We start from the raw sequence: 17,581 nt of genomic DNA, 5'->3' as shown, positions 1-17,581 counted from the left end.
TTACCCTCTTGCCGCAAGTGCGGTAACGCGATCGTAAGCTGCACCGGAGCGCAGTACATCCAGAACTTTTTGAACGTTGGCCTTCAGGTCTTCCTCACCGTGCAAACGCATCAGCATGGCGACGTTGGCAGCAACGGCGGCCTCATGGGCGACCTCTCCTTTACCTTGTAATAAGCGAGTCAGAATGTCACGGTTTTCTTCCGGCGTACCGCCTGCCAGCGCTTCCTGATGGTATGGCGCAAGGCCGAAGTCGGCAGCCTCCAGCTGATAGCTGAGGATTTCACCGTCGCGCAGTTCGGCAACCAGCGTCGGGGCATGAAGAGAAACCTCATCCATACCGCCGCTGTGCACCACGGCGGCACGTTGATAACCCAGCACGCGCAGCGTCTCGGCAATCGGCAGAACCAGCTCAGGGCTGTAAACGCCAATCAGCGCCAGCGGCGGATGAGCCGGGTTGATCAGCGGGCCGAGCACGTTAAACAGCGTGCGGGTTTTGAGCTGCTGACGAACCGGCATCGCGTGGCGGAAACCGGTGTGGTACTTCGGCGCAAACAGGAAGCAGACGCCCAGGTCATCCAGCGCTTCGCGGGAACGCTCGGCGTTCATATCGAGGTTAATACCGAATGCGGCGAGCAGATCGGAAGAACCTGACCGGCTGGAAACGCTGCGGTTACCATGCTTCGCGACCTTCAAACCACACGCCGCCGCCACGAAGGCGCTGGCGGTGGAGATATTGATGCTGTTACTGCCGTCACCGCCGGTACCGACAATATCGGCAAACTGATAGTCCGGGCGCGGGAACGGGGCGGCATTTTCCAGCAGGGCCGTGGCGGCACCGGCAATCTCCTGCGGGCTTTCGCCGCGCACCTTCATGCTCACCAGCGCGGCTGCAAGCTGCTCAGGCTTCAGCTCGCCGCGAACCACGGCGGAGAAGAGCTGATGGCTCTCCTGCTGGCTCAGGGTCTGCGCCTGGTACAGTTTTTCCAGAATCGGCTGCAGGGTGTTGGTCTGCTCCAGCTTCTGTAACGCCCAGTCGAGAGTCTGCTCCAGCAGGCGGGCGCCGTGGGAGGTCAGGATCGATTCCGGATGGAACTGCAGGCCGCAGACGCGGTCCGCATCGTGGCGCACCGCCATCACCATGCCTTCAAACGAGGCGTTGATCGTCAGCCCGGCGGGAATATTGCTGCCAACCAGCGAGTGATAGCGCGCGACCGGGAGCGGGTTCGGCAGCCCGGCAAACATCGCCTGGCCGTCATGTTCAATGCTGGACGCTTTACCGTGCAGGATCTCACCCGCCTGGCCAACGTAGCCGCCATAGGCTTCAACGATCGCCTGATGGCCGAGGCAGATGCCGACGATCGGCAGCTTGCCGCGCATGCGGGTCAGCAGCTCCGGCATACAGCCCGCTTCGCTCGGCGCGCCTGGCCCCGGGGAGAGCATCAGCACCGGGTTTTGCATGGTGGCCAGACGGTCAATCAGGGTCTGCGCCGGAACGTGGTTGCGGTAGATAACAACGTTGTGGCCATTCGCACGCAGCTGATCTGCCAGGTTATAGGTAAAGGAGTCGATATTATCGAGCAGCAGAATGTCAGCCATCAGAAAATCTCCTGTGCATGGTGTGCGGTAGCAATGGCGCGAAGGACCGCACGGGCTTTACTGCGCGTTTCGTCAGCTTCAGACTGCGGAACAGAATCAAGAACAATCCCGGCACCCGCCTGGACGGTGGCGATACCGTCTTCGACATAGGCGGAGCGGATTACGATGCAGGTATCGAGATCGCCGTGGGCGGTGAAGTAGCCCACCGCGCCGCCGTAGCTGCCGCGACGGCGTCCTTCGGCGGCGGCAATCAACTGCATAGCGCGTACTTTCGGCGCGCCGCTCAGGGTGCCCATGTTCATACAGGCGCGATAGGCGTGCAGCACGTCGAGATCGTGGCGCAGCTCGCCGACCACGCGGGAGACCAGGTGCATCACGAACGAATAGCGGTCGACTTTGGTCAGGTCCGCCACGTAGCGGCTGCCTGGGGTGCAAATGCGTGCCAGATCGTTACGCGCCAGGTCAACCAGCATCAGGTGCTCGGAGAGTTCTTTGTGGTCGGTACGCATCTCCAGTTCGATGCGGCTGTCCAGATCGCGGTCCAGGGAACCGTCGGCGCGACGCCCGCGCGGACGGGTACCTGCAATCGGGTAGATCTCAATCTGACGGCTGGTGGCGTCGTATTTCAGTGAGCTTTCCGGCGAGGCGCCGAACAGCGTGAATTCGTTGTCCTGCATGAAAAACATGTACGGGCTTGGGTTACTCTTTTTCAGCACGTCGTAGGCTGCGAGCGGCGACGGGCAGGGCAGTGAGAAGCGACGGGACGGCACGACCTGGAAAATTTCCCCGGCGCGAATCGCCTTTTGCATCTGGCGAACCACGGCGCCGTACTGATCGTCAGTCTGGTTAACGTCGCAGGTCATTTTCTCCACGCGCTGCACCGGCAGCGCGGGCGGTGCTTCCGTCATCTGCTGCTGCAGCTGAGCGATGCGGTGCTCAAGACGGTTTTTCTCAGCGGGAGAGGGCGTGAACAGACTTGCCTGGATGCGGGTGTATTGCTTCTGGTGGTCGATCACCAGCAGCGTTTCAGCCAGATAGAAGCAATAGTCCGGGCAGCGATTACCCTGTTCGGTTTCCGGCAAATCTTCAAATCCGGCGACCAGGTCATAAGCAAACAGCCCCCCAAAGAACATCGCCTCACGCTCGTCTTCCGGCACGGTGACCAGGTTCTGCAGCAGGCGGAAGGCATCGAAAACGGACAGGGAGCAGAGGCGCGCGTCTTCGTCCAGCAGCTGGCTCACCGGCGGGAAATGCAGAATACGCATTTCTGGATGACGTTCATTTTCAATGCCTGACGGCAGGGCGGCATCCAGCAGCGGCAGCAGTGATGCGCCATTGTCAGACAAAGCCTTGATGGTGACGGTGTCACCTAAAGCGGTAATGCGCAGCGCGCTGTCGACCAGCAGCAGGCTCTTGAGATCGTCCTTGCTGTCGATATCCGCAGACTCCAGCAGCAGCGTTGCCGGGCGAGCCCCGCACACCTGATGAAATAGCGCGGTCGGGTTGTGGCGATAGGCCGCCTCGCAGGTCAGCAGTTCGAGATGAGGTTTGGCTGTTTGCATGTTGTTGTTCTCATATTTTGTTCAAAAAAAAGCCCGCTGGGTAGCGGGCGGGTATCTGTTTGCATTTCGCAGACGCGTGACACTGCCCGAAGATCAGGAAGTGCGCCACCAGCCGTGCAGAGTGAAATGTGCTGTCATTTTCAGATACCTTTCTCGTGTGAACTTGCGTACTAGTTAACTAGTTCGATGGCAAGTTGTCAACCCTTGATTTCAGAATTTCGCGTTAAGTCGGTATCATGGTGTTTTCGGATGTCTCCAACCTGTTATGGGAAGTGCTTTGAGCGATACCACCTACGCCATTATTTATGATTTACACAGCCATACTCAGGCCTCTGATGGCCTGCTGACACCCGAAGCCCTGGTTCATCGCGCCGTTGAAATGCGCGTCGGCACGCTGGCGATAACCGATCACGACACCACTGATGCCATTCCGGCGGCGCGCGCCGAGATTGCCCGCAGCGGGCTGGCGCTGAATCTGGTGTCCGGCGTCGAGATCTCGACCGTCTGGGAAAACCATGAGATTCATATTGTTGGCCTGAACATCGATATAGACCATCCGGCACTTACGGCATTTTTGCAAGAACAAAAAACGCGCCGCAATCAGCGCGCAGAGATGATCGGCGAGCGTCTGGAAAAGGCGCATATTCCGGGCGCGCTGGAAGGCGCGCAAAAGATGGCGAACGGCGGGGCGGTTACCCGCGGTCATTTCGCCCGTTTTCTGATCGACGCGGGCAAAGCGACGAACATGGCCGACGTCTTTAAAAAGTATCTGGCACGCGGTAAAACCGGATACGTTCCGCCACAGTGGTGTACAATAAAACAAGCTATTGATGTGATTCATCATTCTGGCGGTAAGGCCGTGCTGGCCCATCCGGGGCGGTATAATCTTTCTGCTAAATGGCTGAAAAGGCTGCTGGCACACTTTGCCGAATGCGGTGGCGAGGCGATGGAAGTCGCCCAGTGTCAGCAGGCGCCCAACGAGCGCGCGCAGCTCGCGACCTATGCCCGCCAGTTCGGCCTGCTTGGTTCACAGGGCTCTGATTTCCATCAGCCCTGCGCGTGGATCGAACTGGGGCGCAAGCTCTGGTTGCCCGCTGGCGTTGAGCCGGTCTGGCAGCTCTGGGAACAGCCGCAGCAAATTGAAGAGAGGGAAGTATGAGTCAGTTTTTCTATATCCATCCGGATAACCCGCAGCCACGTCTGATTAACCAGGCCGTGGAGATCGTCCGCAAAGGCGGCGTGATTGTCTACCCGACCGATTCAGGCTACGCGCTGGGCTGTAAAATTGAAGATAAAGGGGCAATGGAGCGCATTTGCCGTATTCGTCAGCTGCCGGACGGCCATAACTTTACCCTGATGTGCCGCGATCTCTCTGAGCTGTCGACCTATGCGTATGTTGATAACGTGGCGTTTCGCCTGATTAAGAACAACACGCCGGGCAACTACACCTTCATCCTGAAGGGCACGAAGGAAGTACCGCGTCGTCTGCTGCAGGAGAAACGCAAAACCATCGGTATGCGCGTGCCGTCGAACCCGATTGCGCAGGCGCTGCTGGAAACCCTCGGCGAACCGATGCTGTCTACCTCGCTGATGCTGCCCGGAAGTGAGTTTACCGAGTCCGATCCGGAAGAGATCAAAGATCGTCTGGAGAAGGTGGTCGAGCTGATTATTCACGGCGGCTATCTCGGCCAGCAGCCGACCACCGTGGTCGACTTAACCGAAGATGCACCGGAAGTGATTCGTGAAGGCGTGGGTGACGTAAAGCCTTTCTTGTAAAGGTATAAGCAGATATACTACGCGGCCATCAAAGCAGGGCTCAGCCCTCTTTTGACCTGATTCGACGCCTGTGAAGGCGACACCTGAGGAAGCTCAATGAGCGAGAAGTTACAGAAAGTGCTGGCGCGTGCCGGCCACGGCTCACGCCGTGAAATCGAAGCCATTATTGAAGCGGGCCGCGTGAGTGTGGACGGTAAAATCGCCACGCTGGGTGACCGCGTTGAAATCGTACCGGGGCTGAAGATCCGCATCGACGGTCACCTCATCTCCGTGAAAGAGTCCGCTGAACAGATCTGCCGCGTGCTGGCTTACTACAAGCCGGAAGGCGAGCTGTGCACCCGCAACGACCCGGAAGGTCGTCCGACGGTGTTTGACCGTCTGCCTAAACTGCGCGGCGCTCGCTGGATTGCCGTCGGTCGTCTGGACGTAAACACCTGCGGTCTGCTGCTGTTCACCACCGATGGTGAACTGGCAAACCGTCTGATGCACCCAAGCCGTGAAGTGGAACGTGAATATGCGGTGCGCGTATTTGGCCAGGTTGATGAGAATAAACTGCGCGATCTGTCGCGTGGCGTTCAGCTGGAAGACGGTCCTGCGGCGTTCAAAACCATCAAATTTACCGGTGGGGAAGGCATTAACCAGTGGTACAACGTGACTCTGACCGAAGGCCGTAACCGCGAGGTGCGTCGTCTCTGGGAAGCGGTAGGCGTCCAGGTGAGCCGTCTGATCCGCGTCCGTTACGGCGACATTCTGCTGCCGAAAGGTCTGCCGCGCGGTGGTTATACCGAACTGGATCTGACCCAAACCAACTACCTGCGCGAGCTTGTCGGCCTGACGCCGGAAACCACCTCAAAAGTGGCGGTGGAGAAAGATCGTCGTCGCATGAAGGCGAATCAGATCCGTCGCGCGGTGAAGCGACACAGCCAGGTGAGCAGCAGCCGCCGCTCCGGCAGCCGTAACAACAACGGTTAATACAAAAGCCCGGTGGAACACACCGGGCTTTTTTCTTTAGTAATCAATTCCAATTTGCGCTTTGATGCCCGCATCAAATGCATGTTTGACCGGACGCAGCTCGCTGACGGTATCGGCCATCTCCAGAATATCCCGATGACACCCGCGCCCCGTGACGATAACCGTCTGGTGTACAGGACGATTCTTCAGAGCATCCAGCACGGCTTCCAGCGGCAGGTAGTCGTAGGCGACCATATAGGTGATCTCATCCAGCAGAACCATATTCAGCGAGGGATCGGCCAGCATTCTCTTTGCATGCTCCCAGACGGCGAGACAGGCTGCAGTATCCGTTTCCCGGTTCTGAGTATCCCACGTAAACCCGGTCGCCATAACCTGAAACTCAACGCCGTGAGGCTCAAGCAAATTTCGCTCACCGTTGGGCCATTCGCCTTTGATAAACTGGATCACGCCCACTTTTTGACCGTGTCCGACGGCGCGTGTCGCCGTGCCGAATGCGGCAGTGGTTTTGCCCTTGCCGTTGCCGGTAAAAACGATGACGATCCCACGTTCGTCCTGGGCTGCCGCGACGCGCGCATCGACCTGTTCTTTCAGACGCTGCTGGCGCTGCTGATGACGTTCTTCACTCATTGAGAAATTCCTGGTTTACGTCCCGGCTGGGCGTCAAAGGTCATCCCGGTTTTGCGGCGGCTGTCGTCGCCCATCAGCCAGAGATAGAGCGGCATAATGTCTGCCGGGGTTTTCAGCTTCTGCGGATCTTCACTCGGGAACGCGCTGGCGCGCATTTTGGTGCGCGTACCGCCCGGGTTAATGCAGTTTACGCGCAGATGGCGGCTCTGATACTCCTCCGCCAGCACCTGCATCATGCCTTCGGTCGCGAATTTTGATACGGCATAGGCTCCCCAGTTTGCGCGTCCTTCACGACCAACGCTGGACGAGGTAAAGACCAGGGACCCTGACTCGGATTTGAGTAATAAAGGAAGCAATGCCTGTGTGAGGAAAAACGTGCCGTTGACGTTGACCTGCATCACCTGCTGCCAGATATCAGGATCCTGTTCATCCATCGGACGAACCTCGCCTAACAAACCGGCGTTATGCAGCACGCCGTCGAGTCTCGGATAGTGAGCGCTGATGCGCTGGGCTAATTCCTGGCACACCGCAGGCGTGCAGGTCAGTAAATCGAGCGTATACCACGGGGCCGGCGTGCCGCATGCAGCCTCAATCTCCTGAGCGACGCTTTTCAGTTTTTCTTCGTTGCGCCCGATCAAAATGACGTGCGCGCCATATTCGGCGTATGTCAGGGCTGCCTCGCGGCCAATCCCGTCGCTGGCACCGGTGACAAGAATAATCCGGTTGTGCAGCAGATTTTTTTGCGGTTGATAATGCACGGTGACTCCTCAGGCGACCGGTGATGCAATGGCGCCTTTATAATGACTTTTCGGCTTTATGCCCGAATTAGCCTAATAATTCAATCAGTCTACAGGACGCATTACTGTAAAATTAACAATTTGCAAATATTTAAACTCCAGCCCGGGGATTCCTGAAGGCGGCTCGCAGAGGTAATGTCACGAGCGAGACGCATGGGCAGGGCTGTTGTACACTGCCGTGAAAGATTCGTGGTTAAATCAAGGTGGAACGCGTGGAATTACTTTCTCAATATGGGTTGTTTTTGGCCAAAATCGCGACGGTGGTGGTTGCCATTGCGGTGGTAGCCGTTCTGATTGTGAACCTGACGCAGCGCAAGCGTCAGCGTGGGGAGTTACGCATCACCCGCCTGAGCGAGCAGTATAAAGAGATGCAGGAAGAGATGTCTCTGGCGCTGCTTGATAGTCATCAACAGAAACTCTGGCTGAAAGCGCAGAAGAAAAAGCATAAACAGGAAGCCAAAGCGGCAAAGGAAAAAGCAAAGCTCAATGCGCCGCAGGATAAGGCCACGCCGCGCGTCTATGTGATCGATTTTAAAGGCAGTATGGATGCGCATGAAGTGTCTTCTCTGCGGGAGGAAGTGACTGCCGTTCTGGCCGTGGCGACACCGCAGGATCAGGTTGTCGTGCGTCTTGAAAGCCCAGGCGGGGTGGTTCACGGTTACGGACTGGCCGCCTCACAGCTGCAGCGCCTGCGTGAAAAACAGATCCCGCTGACCGTGGCCGTGGATAAAGTGGCGGCGAGCGGTGGCTACATGATGGCCTGCGTGGCGGACAAAATTGTTGCCGCGCCGTTCTCCATTATTGGCTCGATCGGCGTGGTCGCGCAAATTCCGAACTTTAACCGCTTCCTGAAAAATAAAGAGATTGATATCGAACTTCACACGGCGGGTCAGTACAAACGTACCCTGACGCTGCTGGGGGAAAACACGGAAGAAGGGCGTCAAAAATTCCGCGAAGATCTCAACGAAACGCATCATCTCTTTAAAGATTTTGTACACCGTATGCGCCCAACGCTCGATATTGAACAGGTCGCGACGGGCGAGCACTGGTACGGCGTCCAGGCGCAGGAGAAAGGGCTGGTGGATGAAGTCGGAACCAGCGACGATCTGCTGCTCAATCTAATGGAAGGCCGGGAGCTGGTGGGCGTGCGCTTTACCCAGCGTAAGCGACTCCTTGACCGCTTTACCAACAGTGCAGCGGAAAGCGCGGATCGCCTGCTGTTGCGCTGGCTACAGCGCGGACAAAAACCGCTGCTGTAAACAAAAACGCGAGGCATATGCCTCGCGTTTTGCGTTAATCGACCAGGTGATATTTCTCTGAAAGCGTATGCGCCAGGTATTTGAACATGTTAAACACGGCGGTGCTTTTCGGGGTCGGTAAACCCTGTTCGTCAAGGAAGTATTCGCCGCTGAAAATCAGCACGCCATTACGCTGCTCTACGCCTGTGGCTTCAATGCCCGCCAGCGTATCTTCATGGTCACGGATAAGCTTGTTTGCTTCGATAAGCAGAGAGGCTCGGTCAATAGGTTGGGTCGTATTCTGCATAATCCACTCCTTAAACAGTGACAATAGTCTACGCCGAGGGCGCTTTGGGGGCAAATTTTCCCTGTAATGTGAGGGGATAAGGTGCAGGGTCCTGGCTGGCGGGATCTGCTTTTGCATGCTAATAAAGTTGCGTAACGAATTTTATCAGGTAGAGTGTGCGCTTTCGTCATTCTGGCAACAGAATTGCTTGACATTCAACCGGGAATTCGTCACGAATTACACGAGATGTGAGAAAAATACCCGAAAACTCAATCACCTGGGCGTCTTCTCATTAACGTCCGGTAAGACAAAGGGGTTGATATCTCCTGACGCAGTCGCAATATCATTGGCTCGTCGTCAGCGGAAGGGAAATCAACGTGCGGCGTATTCCTGGAAGAATTAAATTAGGTAAAGGTGAATATGGGTAAAGCTCTCGTCATCGTTGAGTCCCCGGCAAAAGCCAAAACGATCAATAAGTATCTGGGTAATGACTACGTGGTTAAGTCCAGCGTGGGTCATATCCGCGATTTGCCGACCAGTGGCTCAGCCAGCAAAAAGAGCGCAGACTCTACCTCCACCAAAGGGGCTAAAAAGCCTAAAAAGGATGAACGTAGCGCGCTTGTCAACCGCATGGGTGTTAACCCATGGCATAACTGGGATGCACAATATGAAGTGCTGCCCGGGAAAGAAAAAGTCGTTAACGAGCTGAAGCAGCTTGCTGAAAAAGCAGACCACATCTATCTCGCAACCGACCTTGACCGCGAAGGGGAAGCCATTGCGTGGCACCTGCGGGAAGTGATCGGTGGTGATGACAAACGCTACAGCCGTGTAGTGTTTAACGAAATTACGAAGAATGCGATTCGTCAGGCGTTTGAGAAGCCGGGCGAACTGAATATTGACCGCGTAAACGCACAGCAGGCACGTCGCTTTATGGACCGCGTGGTGGGCTACATGGTCTCTCCACTGCTGTGGAAGAAGATTGCCCGTGGCCTGTCCGCAGGGCGTGTGCAATCCGTCGCCGTGCGTCTGGTCGTTGAGCGTGAGCGCGAAATTAAAGCCTTCGTACCGGAAGAGTTCTGGGAAGTCGATGCCAATGTGACCACGCCGGGCGGTGACGCTCTGCCGCTGCAGGTGAGCCATCACAACGATAAGCCTTTCCGTCCGGAAAACCGCGACCAGACCATGGCCGCCGTAGCGCTGCTGGAAAAAGCACGCTATCAGGTGCTGGAACGTGAAGACAAACCGACCAGCAGCAAGCCGGGTGCGCCGTTTATTACTTCAACGCTGCAACAGGCTGCAAGCACGCGTCTGGGTTATGGCGTGAAGAAAACCATGATGATGGCGCAGCGCCTGTATGAAGCGGGCTACATCACCTACATGCGTACTGACTCCACCAACCTGAGCCAGGACGCTGTTAATATGGTTCGCGGCTATATCAGCGACAATTTCGGCAAAAAATACCTGCCGGAAAGTGCGAATCAGTACGCCAGCAAAGAGAATTCCCAGGAAGCGCACGAAGCAATTCGTCCTTCCGACGTCTCCGTCCTCGCGGAATCGTTAAAAGATATGGAAGCGGATGCGCAGAAGCTGTATCAGCTGATCTGGCGCCAGTTTGTCGCTTGTCAAATGACGCCTGCGAAGTACGACTCCACAACGCTGACCGTCGGCGCGGGTGATTTCCGCCTGAAGGCGCGCGGTCGTATTCTGCGCTTCGACGGCTGGACGAAAGTGATGCCTGCCCTGCGTAAAGGCGATGAAGACAGAACGCTGCCTGCGGTCAATAAAGGTGACGAGTTGTCGCTTGTCGATCTGGTTCCGGCACAGCACTTCACCAAGCCGCCTGCGCGCTTCAGCGAAGCGTCCCTGGTGAAAGAGCTGGAAAAACGCGGTATTGGTCGTCCGTCGACCTACGCGTCCATCATCTCGACGATTCAGGACCGTGGCTACGTGCGCGTTGAAAACCGCCGTTTCTATGCGGAAAAAATGGGTGAGATCGTCACTGACCGTCTGGAAGCAAACTTCCGCGAATTGATGAACTACGATTTCACCGCGCAAATGGAAGACAGCCTCGACCAGGTTGCCAGCCATCAGGCGGAATGGAAAAAGGTACTCGACAGCTTCTTCAGCGACTTTACCGACCAGCTTGAAAAAGCGGAGAAGGATCCTGAAGAGGGCGGCATGCTGCCTAACCAGATGGTTCTGACCAGCATCGACTGTCCAACCTGCGGCCGCAAGATGGGAATCCGTACCGCAACCACGGGCGTGTTCCTTGGCTGCTCCGGCTACGCGCTGTCACCAAAAGAGCGCTGCAAAACCACCATCAACCTGGTGCCTGAGAACGAAGTTCTCAACGTGCTGGAGGGTGACGATGCGGAAACTAACGCTCTGCGTGCCAAACGCCGCTGCAAGAAATGCGGCACGGCAATGGACAGCTACCTGATCGATCCAAAACGTAAGCTGCACGTTTGCGGTAATAACCCAACGTGTGACGGGTATGAGATCGAAGAGGGCGAGTTCCGCATTAAAGGCTATGACGGCCCGATTGTGGAATGCGAGAAGTGTGGCTCTGAAATGCACCTGAAAATGGGGCGTTTCGGTAAGTACATGGCCTGTACCAACGACGAGTGTAAAAACACGCGCAAAATCCTGCGTAACGGCGAAGTGGCTCCTCCGAAGGAAGATCCGGTTCCGCTGCCAGAACTGCCGTGCGAGAAATCAGACGCGTACTTCGTGCTGCGTGATGGTGCCGCAGGTGTCTTCCTGGCCGCCAACACCTTCCCGAAATCGCGTGAAACGCGCGCGCCGCTGGTGGAAGAGTTGCATCGCTTCCGCGATCGTCTGCCTGAGAAATTGCGTTATCTGGCCGATGCGCCACAGCAGGATCCGGAAGGCAACAAAACCGTGGTACGGTTTAGCCGTAAAACTAAGCAGCAGTATGTTGCGGCAGAGAAAGAGGGTAAAGCGACCGGATGGTCTGCCTTCTTTGTCGATGGCAAATGGGTTGAAGGCAAGAAATAATCTTCCCTTACCGTAACTTACCTGTAAAAGGGCCGGATTTCCGGCCCTTTTTATTACCTTGTTATTATTTTTTGTTCCGTACTATACAGTCAGGCTATAAATGATATAGTGGTTATAGTTAACCTTTTTCTTATTATTAAATCGTCTTAAGCGATTGACCGCATGCGCTAAATCGGATGGTCTGGCATGAAATTACAGCAGCTTCGTTATATCGTTGAGGTGGTGAATCATAACCTTAACGTCTCTTCTACCGCCGAGGGGTTATATACCTCGCAACCGGGCATCAGCAAACAAGTTCGTATGCTGGAGGACGAGTTAGGTATCCAGATATTTGCCCGCAGCGGTAAGCATCTCACCCAGGTGACGCCTGCGGGGCAGGAAATCATCCGCATTGCGCGGGAAGTCCTCTCCAAAGTCGACGCAATTAAGTCTGTGGCGGGGGAACACACCTGGCCGGATAAAGGTTCGCTGTATATTGCCACGACGCATACCCAGGCACGCTATGCGCTACCCGGCGTTATCAAAGGCTTTATCGAGCGTTATCCTCGCGTCTCTTTGCATATGCACCAGGGCTCGCCAACGCAAATTGCTGAAGCCGTCTCCAAGGGTAATGCAGACTTTGCCATCGCCACCGAAGCGCTTCACCTGTATGACGATCTGGTGATGCTTCCTTGCTATCACTGGAATCGTTCTATCGTGGTGACCCCCGATCACCCCCTGGCGGGTAAAGGGACGGTCACTATCGAAGAGCTGGCTCAATATCCGTTGGTGACGTATACGTTTGGCTTTACCGGACGGTCCGAGCTTGATACGGCCTTTAACCGGGCAGGGTTAACGCCGCGCATTGTCTTTACCGCAACGGACGCCGACGTGATTAAAACCTATGTGCGGCTTGGTCTGGGGGTGGGCGTCATTGCCAGCATGGCGGTGGATCCGGTGTCAGACCCTGACCTGGTGCGTCTTGATGCGCATGATGTTTTCAGTCATAGCACCACAAAGATTGGCTTCCGTCGCAGCACCTTCCTGCGCAGCTATATGTATGATTTTATTCAGCGCTTTGCCCCTCATTTAACGCGTGATGTGGTTGATACCGCCGTTGCATTACGCTCAAATGAAGATATTGAAGAGATGTTTAAAGACATCAAACTCCCCGAAAAATAATCACACCCGGTATCTTTCCCTTAGGGAAAGATACCGAAATAACGCCTCAAAGCTAAATTAGAATTATCATCATCTACGCATCCCCTGTCATATAATGTCATTATCCATTTAATCCGTAAGGTTATAATGTCGTGAATTGGCGACAAAAGTAGAAACTAATTTACGCCTTCGCAAATTTTTCTTTTCAATTATTTATTTCTGGTCAAAAGATTGAATATTTCATACCTTCCGGTGCGTAAATTCACTGGCTTTTCGGCTAAAGTTTCTTTAGGATTTATCTCAACAGATGATTAATTGTACCAATTGTTTGGTCCTAAATGATAAGCGATGTCGATTGTATGAGGTTAGCAATGCCTTCAGGAAGTGAAGAACCGCAAAGGGATCCTGCGCTCAAGCGTAAAGCCTGGCTGGCGGTCTTTCTCGTCTCTACCCTGTTTTGGGTAGTGGTTGCTCTCCTGGCCTGGAAATATTGGGGTTAAATATGGCAGTGACGGTACGTACAGAAACGGTAAAACAGATGTGTCAGCATCGTGACAATGGCCACAGAGGGCGTAAAGCACCTGCGACTGTTGTACCCGCGTCCTGGAAACTGACGCCGCAGCAGCAAGCGTTTATTGATGTGTTCGCTGAAGACGAACCCAAAAAACAATAATTTAGTTAATTGCGTAATGATGCAAATAGTCTGAATATCGACTCTGCACTTTTGTACTCTTTAATAAATACACATCAGCAATATAGCACTGAGGACTTACCTCGGAACTTTTAATAAATAATGCCTGGTGTCCCTATGATGAATAACATGACGTCTCACAAATACTGGTCATGGATCGGCGTTTTTACCGTGTCGATTCTTTTCTGGAGTCAGCTCATCTGGTTGGCCCTCCACTAAATTGTAAAACCTCGCTACGGCGGGGTTTTTTGTTTTTCCTTTCTGGACCAAACCTAAATTTATCAATTTGGGTTGTTATCAAAACGTTACGACATCTTTGTGTTATCTTTAATTACGGCCCTGATGATTGTCGGGGCATCTCTGTGATTAAGGAGGAGCTTATGTCGTTAACCCTACGCGAAGCCAGTAAGGACACGTTACAGGCAGAAAATAAAACCTGGCATTACTACAGCCTGCCGCTGGCTGCCAGAACGCTTGGGGACATTTCGCGTTTACCCAAGTCATTGAAAGTTTTACTGGAAAACCTATTGCGCTGGCAGGACGGTGACTCTGTCACCCTCGATGATATCCAGGCGCTGGCAGGGTGGCTAGAAAATGCCCATGCCGACAGAGAAATCGCCTACCGCCCGGCCAGGGTGCTGATGCAGGACTTTACCGGTGTTCCTGCCGTCGTTGATTTAGCCGCGATGCGCGAGGCCGTTAAGCGTCTCGGCGGAGATACGGCAAAAGTGAATCCGCTTTCCCCCGTTGACCTCGTCATTGACCACTCCGTAACCGTTGACCGCTTTGGTGATGACGACGCCTTTGGCGAGAACGTGCGTCTGGAGATGGAGCGCAACCACGAGCGCTACGTGTTCCTGAAGTGGGGGCAGCAGGCGTTCAGCCGGTTTAGCGTGGTCCCGCCGGGTACCGGTATTTGTCACCAGGTGAATCTTGAATATCTGGGTAAAGCCGTCTGGAGTGAATTGCAGGATAAAGAGTGGGTCGCCTATCCGGACACGCTGGTGGGCACGGACTCTCATACCACCATGATCAACGGTTTGGGCGTGCTGGGCTGGGGCGTCGGGGGGATCGAAGCGGAAGCGGCCATGCTCGGCCAGCCGGTGTCCATGCTTATCCCTGACGTGGTGGGCTTCAAGCTCACCGGCAAGCTGTCTGAAGGCATTACCGCCACCGATCTAGTGCTCACCGTCACCCAGATGCTGCGTAAGCATGGTGTGGTGGGCAAGTTTGTAGAATTCTACGGTGATGGTCTGGATTCGCTGCCGCTTGCCGACCGTGCCACCATTGCCAATATGGCGCCGGAATACGGTGCAACCTGCGGCTTTTTCCCCATCGATGACGTCACGCTGGAGTACATGCGCCTTAGCGGGCGCAGCGAAGAGCAGGTCGCGCTGGTGGAGGCCTATACCAAAGTGCAGGGCATGTGGCGAAACCCGGGCGATGAACCGGTCTTCACCAGCACGCTTGAGCTCGATATGGGAAGCGTCGAGGCGAGCCTCGCCGGGCCTAAACGTCCGCAGGATCGGGTTGCGCTGAGTGACGTGCCAAAAGCCTTTGCCGCCAGCAATGCCCTGGAAGTGAACGTGGCGCAGAAAGACCACCGTCCGGTCGACTATGTTCTGAACGGACATCAGTATCAGCTCCCGGATGGCGCGGTTGTTATTGCGGCCATTACCTCCTGCACCAACACCTCGAACCCCAGCGTATTAATGGCGGCCGGTCTGTTGGCGAAAAAGGCGGTAGAGCTTGGGCTAAAACCTCAGCCATGGGTCAAGGCCTCGCTGGCACCGGGTTCCAAAGTGGTATCGGATTACCTGGCGCAGGCCAAACTGACGCCGTACCTTGACGAGCTGGGCTTTAACCTCGTGGGCTACGGCTGTACGACCTGTATTGGTAACTCCGGTCCGCTGCCTGAACCCATTGAAACGGCGATCAAGCAGGGTGACCTGACGGTAGGCGCGGTCCTGTCCGGTAACCGAAATTTTGAAGGGCGTATTCACCCGCTGGTGAAAACCAACTGGCTCGCCTCGCCGCCGCTGGTTGTGGCGTATGCCCTTGCAGGGAACATGAATATCAACCTGGCGACCGATCCAATTGGTCACGATCGCAAGAATGATCCTGTCTACCTGAAAGATATCTGGCCATCTTCGCGTGAAATCGCGCTGGCCGTTGAAAAGGTCTCAACCGAGATGTTCCGCAAAGAGTATGCGGAGGTCTTTGAAGGCACGCCGGAGTGGAAAACCATCAACGTCGTGGGCTCAGATACCTACGACTGGCAGGATGACTCGACCTATATTCGTCTGTCGCCGTTCTTTGACGAGATGCTGGCCGAGCCGGCACCGCTTAAGGATATCCACGGCGCGCGCATACTGGCGATGCTGGGAGATTCCGTCACGACCGACCATATCTCTCCGGCGGGGAGTATCAAAGCCGATAGCCCGGCAGGCCGTTATCTACAGAGCCGGGGCGTCGAACGCCGCGATTTTAACTCCTACGGCTCGCGTCGCGGCAATCATGAGGTCATGATGCGCGGGACCTTTGCCAACATTCGCATTCGTAACGAAATGGTACCGGGCGTGGAAGGGGGCATGACGCGCCATCTGCCGGGGACGGAAGTGGTTTCGATTTATGATGCTGCGGTCAAATATCAACAGGAAGGAACACCGCTGGCGGTGATCGCCGGGAAAGAGTACGGTTCCGGCTCCAGCCGCGACTGGGCGGCGAAAGGTCCGCGTCTGCTTGGCGTTCGCGTGGTTATCGCCGAATCGTTTGAACGTATTCATCGCTCGAATCTGATCGGTATGGGGATCCTGCCGCTTGAGTTCCCGCAGGGCGTGACGCGTAAAACGCTGGGACTGACCGGGGAAGAGCAGATTGAGATTAGCGGTCTGCAAAACCTGCAGCCGGGGAAAACGGTGCCGGTGAAGTTAACGCGGGCAGACGGGAAAATCGAGGTGCTGGATTGCCGGTGCCGTATTGATACGGCAACCGAGCTGACCTATTACCAGAACGACGGCATTTTACATTATGTGATTCGTAAGATGCTGGACTGATGAAACAAGCCCGGCGCGCGTGCCGGGCTTTTTAGTATCACTCTTTCAGCAGATGGCCCATTTTGGCGGCTTTGGTATCCAGGTAGTGGGCGTTTTTCGGGTTGCGGCCGACAATCAGCGGTACGCGCTCGACGATGTTGATCCCCGCTTCGGTCAGGATCTCCACTTTTTTTGGGTTATTGGTCAGCAGACGAACTTCGTCCACGCCCAGCAGCTTGAACATATCGGCGCACAGAGTGAAGTCGCGTTCGTCAGCGGCAAAGCCAAGCTGATGGTTTGCTTCAACCGTATCGTAGCCCTGATCCTGAAGCGCGTAGGCGCGGATTTTATTCAGGAGACCAATATTACGACCTTCCTGACGGTGATAAAGCAGCACACCGCGACCTTCTTCTGCAATATGAGACAGGGCGGCTTCCAGCTGGAAACCACAATCACAGCGCAGGCTGAACAGCGCGTCGCCGGTAAGACACTCAGAATGGACGCGGGACAGAACCGGCGTCTGCCCTGAAATGTCGCCATATACCAGCGCGACATGATCCTGTCCGGTTGCCAGTTCTTCAAAACCCACCATCAGGAAATCGCCCCATGGGGTTGGCAGTTTGGCTTCTGCCACACGTTTAAGCTGCATGTGATTCTCCAGAGTAGGCTGACACGTTTCGTGCCTTTGCCCTGTTTTGCTTTCTGTATCAGTTCATTTTGCCACAAGCTCAGCAGGTTCGCCTAATGGGCACCATGCTATATGAACGTTAAACGCACGATCCGACATATCCACCCAAAGGATTAATTTCAGTTATGATTGTGACGCTTAGCGAAAAAGGAGAA

The 17,581-nt window shown here is 55.2% G+C and carries 16 protein-coding genes and 1 other annotated feature; of the genes, 10 read left to right on the top strand and 6 right to left on the bottom strand.

Going from position 1 to position 17,581, the window contains the following annotated elements; genetic code table 11:
* Both trpD and DFO52_RS02795 read right to left on the bottom strand, forming a co-directional pair.
* The gene (trpD, locus tag DFO52_RS02800; protein WP_023312079.1) at positions 1–1,596 is read right to left on the bottom strand and encodes a bifunctional anthranilate synthase glutamate amidotransferase component TrpG/anthranilate phosphoribosyltransferase TrpD; all 1,596 of its coding nucleotides are present in this window, start codon (positions 1,594–1,596) and stop codon (positions 1–3) included.
* Complete coding sequence (locus DFO52_RS02795) at positions 1,596–3,158, bottom strand: anthranilate synthase component 1 (protein WP_047647559.1); 1,563 nt, start codon at positions 3,156–3,158, stop codon at positions 1,596–1,598. The genes trpD and DFO52_RS02795 overlap by 1 nt, the downstream gene beginning before the upstream one ends.
* 23 nt (positions 3,159–3,181) lie before the next feature.
* Positions 3,182–3,275: a sequence feature (Trp leader region), on the bottom strand.
* 160 nt (positions 3,276–3,435) lie between these two features.
* On the opposite strand from DFO52_RS02795, the gene rnm reads away from it, so the two are divergent.
* The 3 genes from rnm to rluB all read left to right on the top strand — a co-directional run bounded on the left by rnm (position 3,436) and on the right by rluB (position 5,906).
* A complete protein-coding gene (rnm, locus tag DFO52_RS02785; RefSeq protein ID WP_133549239.1) occupies positions 3,436–4,317 on the top strand; it encodes an RNase AM in 882 nt (293 codons plus the stop codon).
* The gene (locus DFO52_RS02780) at positions 4,314–4,934 is read left to right on the top strand and encodes an L-threonylcarbamoyladenylate synthase (RefSeq protein WP_003856793.1); all 621 of its coding nucleotides are present in this window, start codon (positions 4,314–4,316) and stop codon (positions 4,932–4,934) included. Before rnm ends, DFO52_RS02780 begins: the two co-directional genes overlap by 4 nt.
* A 96-nt stretch (positions 4,935–5,030) precedes the next feature.
* Entirely contained in the window at positions 5,031–5,906 is an 876-nt protein-coding gene (gene rluB, locus DFO52_RS02775) for a 23S rRNA pseudouridine(2605) synthase RluB (protein ID WP_023312076.1), read from the top strand.
* 36 nt (positions 5,907–5,942) lie between these two features.
* On the opposite strand, the gene cobO is transcribed toward rluB, so the two are convergent.
* The gene (gene cobO / locus DFO52_RS02770) at positions 5,943–6,533 is read right to left on the bottom strand and encodes a cob(I)yrinic acid a,c-diamide adenosyltransferase (protein ID WP_023312075.1); all 591 of its coding nucleotides are present in this window, start codon (positions 6,531–6,533) and stop codon (positions 5,943–5,945) included.
* On the bottom strand, positions 6,530–7,291 hold the full coding sequence (locus DFO52_RS02765; protein ID WP_121931744.1) for a YciK family oxidoreductase: 762 nt from the start codon (positions 7,289–7,291) through the stop codon (positions 6,530–6,532). Before DFO52_RS02765 ends, cobO begins: the two co-directional genes overlap by 4 nt.
* Positions 7,292–7,542: 251 nt before the next feature.
* Between DFO52_RS02765 and sohB the strand changes: the two genes are divergently transcribed.
* Positions 7,543–8,589, top strand: coding sequence for a protease SohB (gene sohB / locus DFO52_RS02760; RefSeq protein ID WP_133549237.1), 1,047 nt, complete (start codon positions 7,543–7,545; stop codon positions 8,587–8,589).
* A gap of 34 nt (positions 8,590–8,623) precedes the next feature.
* Here sohB and DFO52_RS02755 read toward each other — a convergent pair whose 3' ends face one another.
* Entirely contained in the window at positions 8,624–8,875 is a 252-nt protein-coding gene (locus DFO52_RS02755; RefSeq protein WP_023312072.1) for a YciN family protein, read from the bottom strand.
* Between the two features lie 399 nt (positions 8,876–9,274).
* Here DFO52_RS02755 and topA point away from each other — a divergent pair, with 399 nt between their 5' ends.
* The 6 genes from topA to acnA all read left to right on the top strand — a co-directional run bounded on the left by topA (position 9,275) and on the right by acnA (position 16,759).
* Positions 9,275–11,872 (top strand): type I DNA topoisomerase, encoded by a 2,598-nt coding sequence (gene topA, locus DFO52_RS02750; protein ID WP_029740526.1) that lies wholly within the window; start codon positions 9,275–9,277, stop codon positions 11,870–11,872.
* Between the two features lie 186 nt (positions 11,873–12,058).
* Positions 12,059–13,033 carry an HTH-type transcriptional regulator CysB gene (gene cysB / locus DFO52_RS02745; RefSeq protein ID WP_133549235.1) on the top strand — a complete coding sequence of 325 codons (975 nt, stop codon included), beginning with the start codon at positions 12,059–12,061 and terminating at the stop codon, positions 13,031–13,033.
* Positions 13,034–13,371: 338 nt separating this feature from the next.
* A complete protein-coding gene (locus DFO52_RS02740) occupies positions 13,372–13,512 on the top strand; it encodes a YmiA family putative membrane protein (protein ID WP_213327741.1) in 141 nt (46 codons plus the stop codon).
* A 2-nt stretch (positions 13,513–13,514) separates the two neighbouring features.
* A complete protein-coding gene (locus tag DFO52_RS23245) occupies positions 13,515–13,685 on the top strand; it encodes a hypothetical protein (protein ID WP_032656727.1) in 171 nt (56 codons plus the stop codon).
* A 138-nt stretch (positions 13,686–13,823) separates the two neighbouring features.
* Entirely contained in the window at positions 13,824–13,922 is a 99-nt protein-coding gene (gene ymiC / locus DFO52_RS23240) for a small membrane protein YmiC (RefSeq protein WP_032623144.1), read from the top strand.
* A 161-nt stretch (positions 13,923–14,083) separates the two neighbouring features.
* Complete coding sequence (gene acnA, locus DFO52_RS02735) at positions 14,084–16,759, top strand: aconitate hydratase AcnA (protein ID WP_133549234.1); 2,676 nt, start codon at positions 14,084–14,086, stop codon at positions 16,757–16,759.
* 37 nt (positions 16,760–16,796) lie between these two features.
* On the opposite strand, the gene ribA is transcribed toward acnA, so the two are convergent.
* Positions 16,797–17,387 (bottom strand): GTP cyclohydrolase II, encoded by a 591-nt coding sequence (gene ribA / locus DFO52_RS02730; protein ID WP_008501210.1) that lies wholly within the window; start codon positions 17,385–17,387, stop codon positions 16,797–16,799.
* Positions 17,388–17,581 lie beyond the last annotated feature (194 nt).

It is taken from the genome of Enterobacter sp. AG326 (assembly GCF_004362415.1).
GTDB classification, from domain to species: Bacteria; Pseudomonadota; Gammaproteobacteria; order Enterobacterales; family Enterobacteriaceae; genus Enterobacter; species Enterobacter asburiae.
The sequence above is the reverse complement of the archived record's forward strand: the minus strand, read 5'-3'. Positions and strand labels throughout refer to the sequence as shown.

Bases quoted from the DNA above. Each gene is read 5' to 3' on its own strand.
- cysB (WP_133549235.1), top strand. From the start codon at position 12,059: ATGAAATTACAGCAGCTTCGTTATATCGTTGAGGTGGTGAATCATAAC.
- DFO52_RS02755 (WP_023312072.1), bottom strand. From the start codon at position 8,875: ATGCAGAATACGACCCAACCTATTGACCGAGCCTCTCTGCTTATCGAA.
- DFO52_RS02780 (WP_003856793.1), top strand. From the start codon at position 4,314: ATGAGTCAGTTTTTCTATATCCATCCGGATAACCCGCAGCCACGTCTG.
- acnA (WP_133549234.1), top strand. From the start codon at position 14,084: ATGTCGTTAACCCTACGCGAAGCCAGTAAGGACACGTTACAGGCAGAA.
- ribA (WP_008501210.1), bottom strand. From the start codon at position 17,387: ATGCAGCTTAAACGTGTGGCAGAAGCCAAACTGCCAACCCCATGGGGC.
- ymiC (WP_032623144.1), top strand. From the start codon at position 13,824: ATGAATAACATGACGTCTCACAAATACTGGTCATGGATCGGCGTTTTT.
- trpD (WP_023312079.1), bottom strand. From the start codon at position 1,596: ATGGCTGACATTCTGCTGCTCGATAATATCGACTCCTTTACCTATAAC.
- cobO (WP_023312075.1), bottom strand. From the start codon at position 6,533: ATGAGTGAAGAACGTCATCAGCAGCGCCAGCAGCGTCTGAAAGAACAG.
- topA (WP_029740526.1), top strand. From the start codon at position 9,275: ATGGGTAAAGCTCTCGTCATCGTTGAGTCCCCGGCAAAAGCCAAAACG.
- DFO52_RS02740 (WP_213327741.1), top strand. From the start codon at position 13,372: ATGAGGTTAGCAATGCCTTCAGGAAGTGAAGAACCGCAAAGGGATCCT.
- DFO52_RS23245 (WP_032656727.1), top strand. From the start codon at position 13,515: ATGGCAGTGACGGTACGTACAGAAACGGTAAAACAGATGTGTCAGCAT.
- rluB (WP_023312076.1), top strand. From the start codon at position 5,031: ATGAGCGAGAAGTTACAGAAAGTGCTGGCGCGTGCCGGCCACGGCTCA.
- DFO52_RS02795 (WP_047647559.1), bottom strand. From the start codon at position 3,158: ATGCAAACAGCCAAACCTCATCTCGAACTGCTGACCTGCGAGGCGGCC.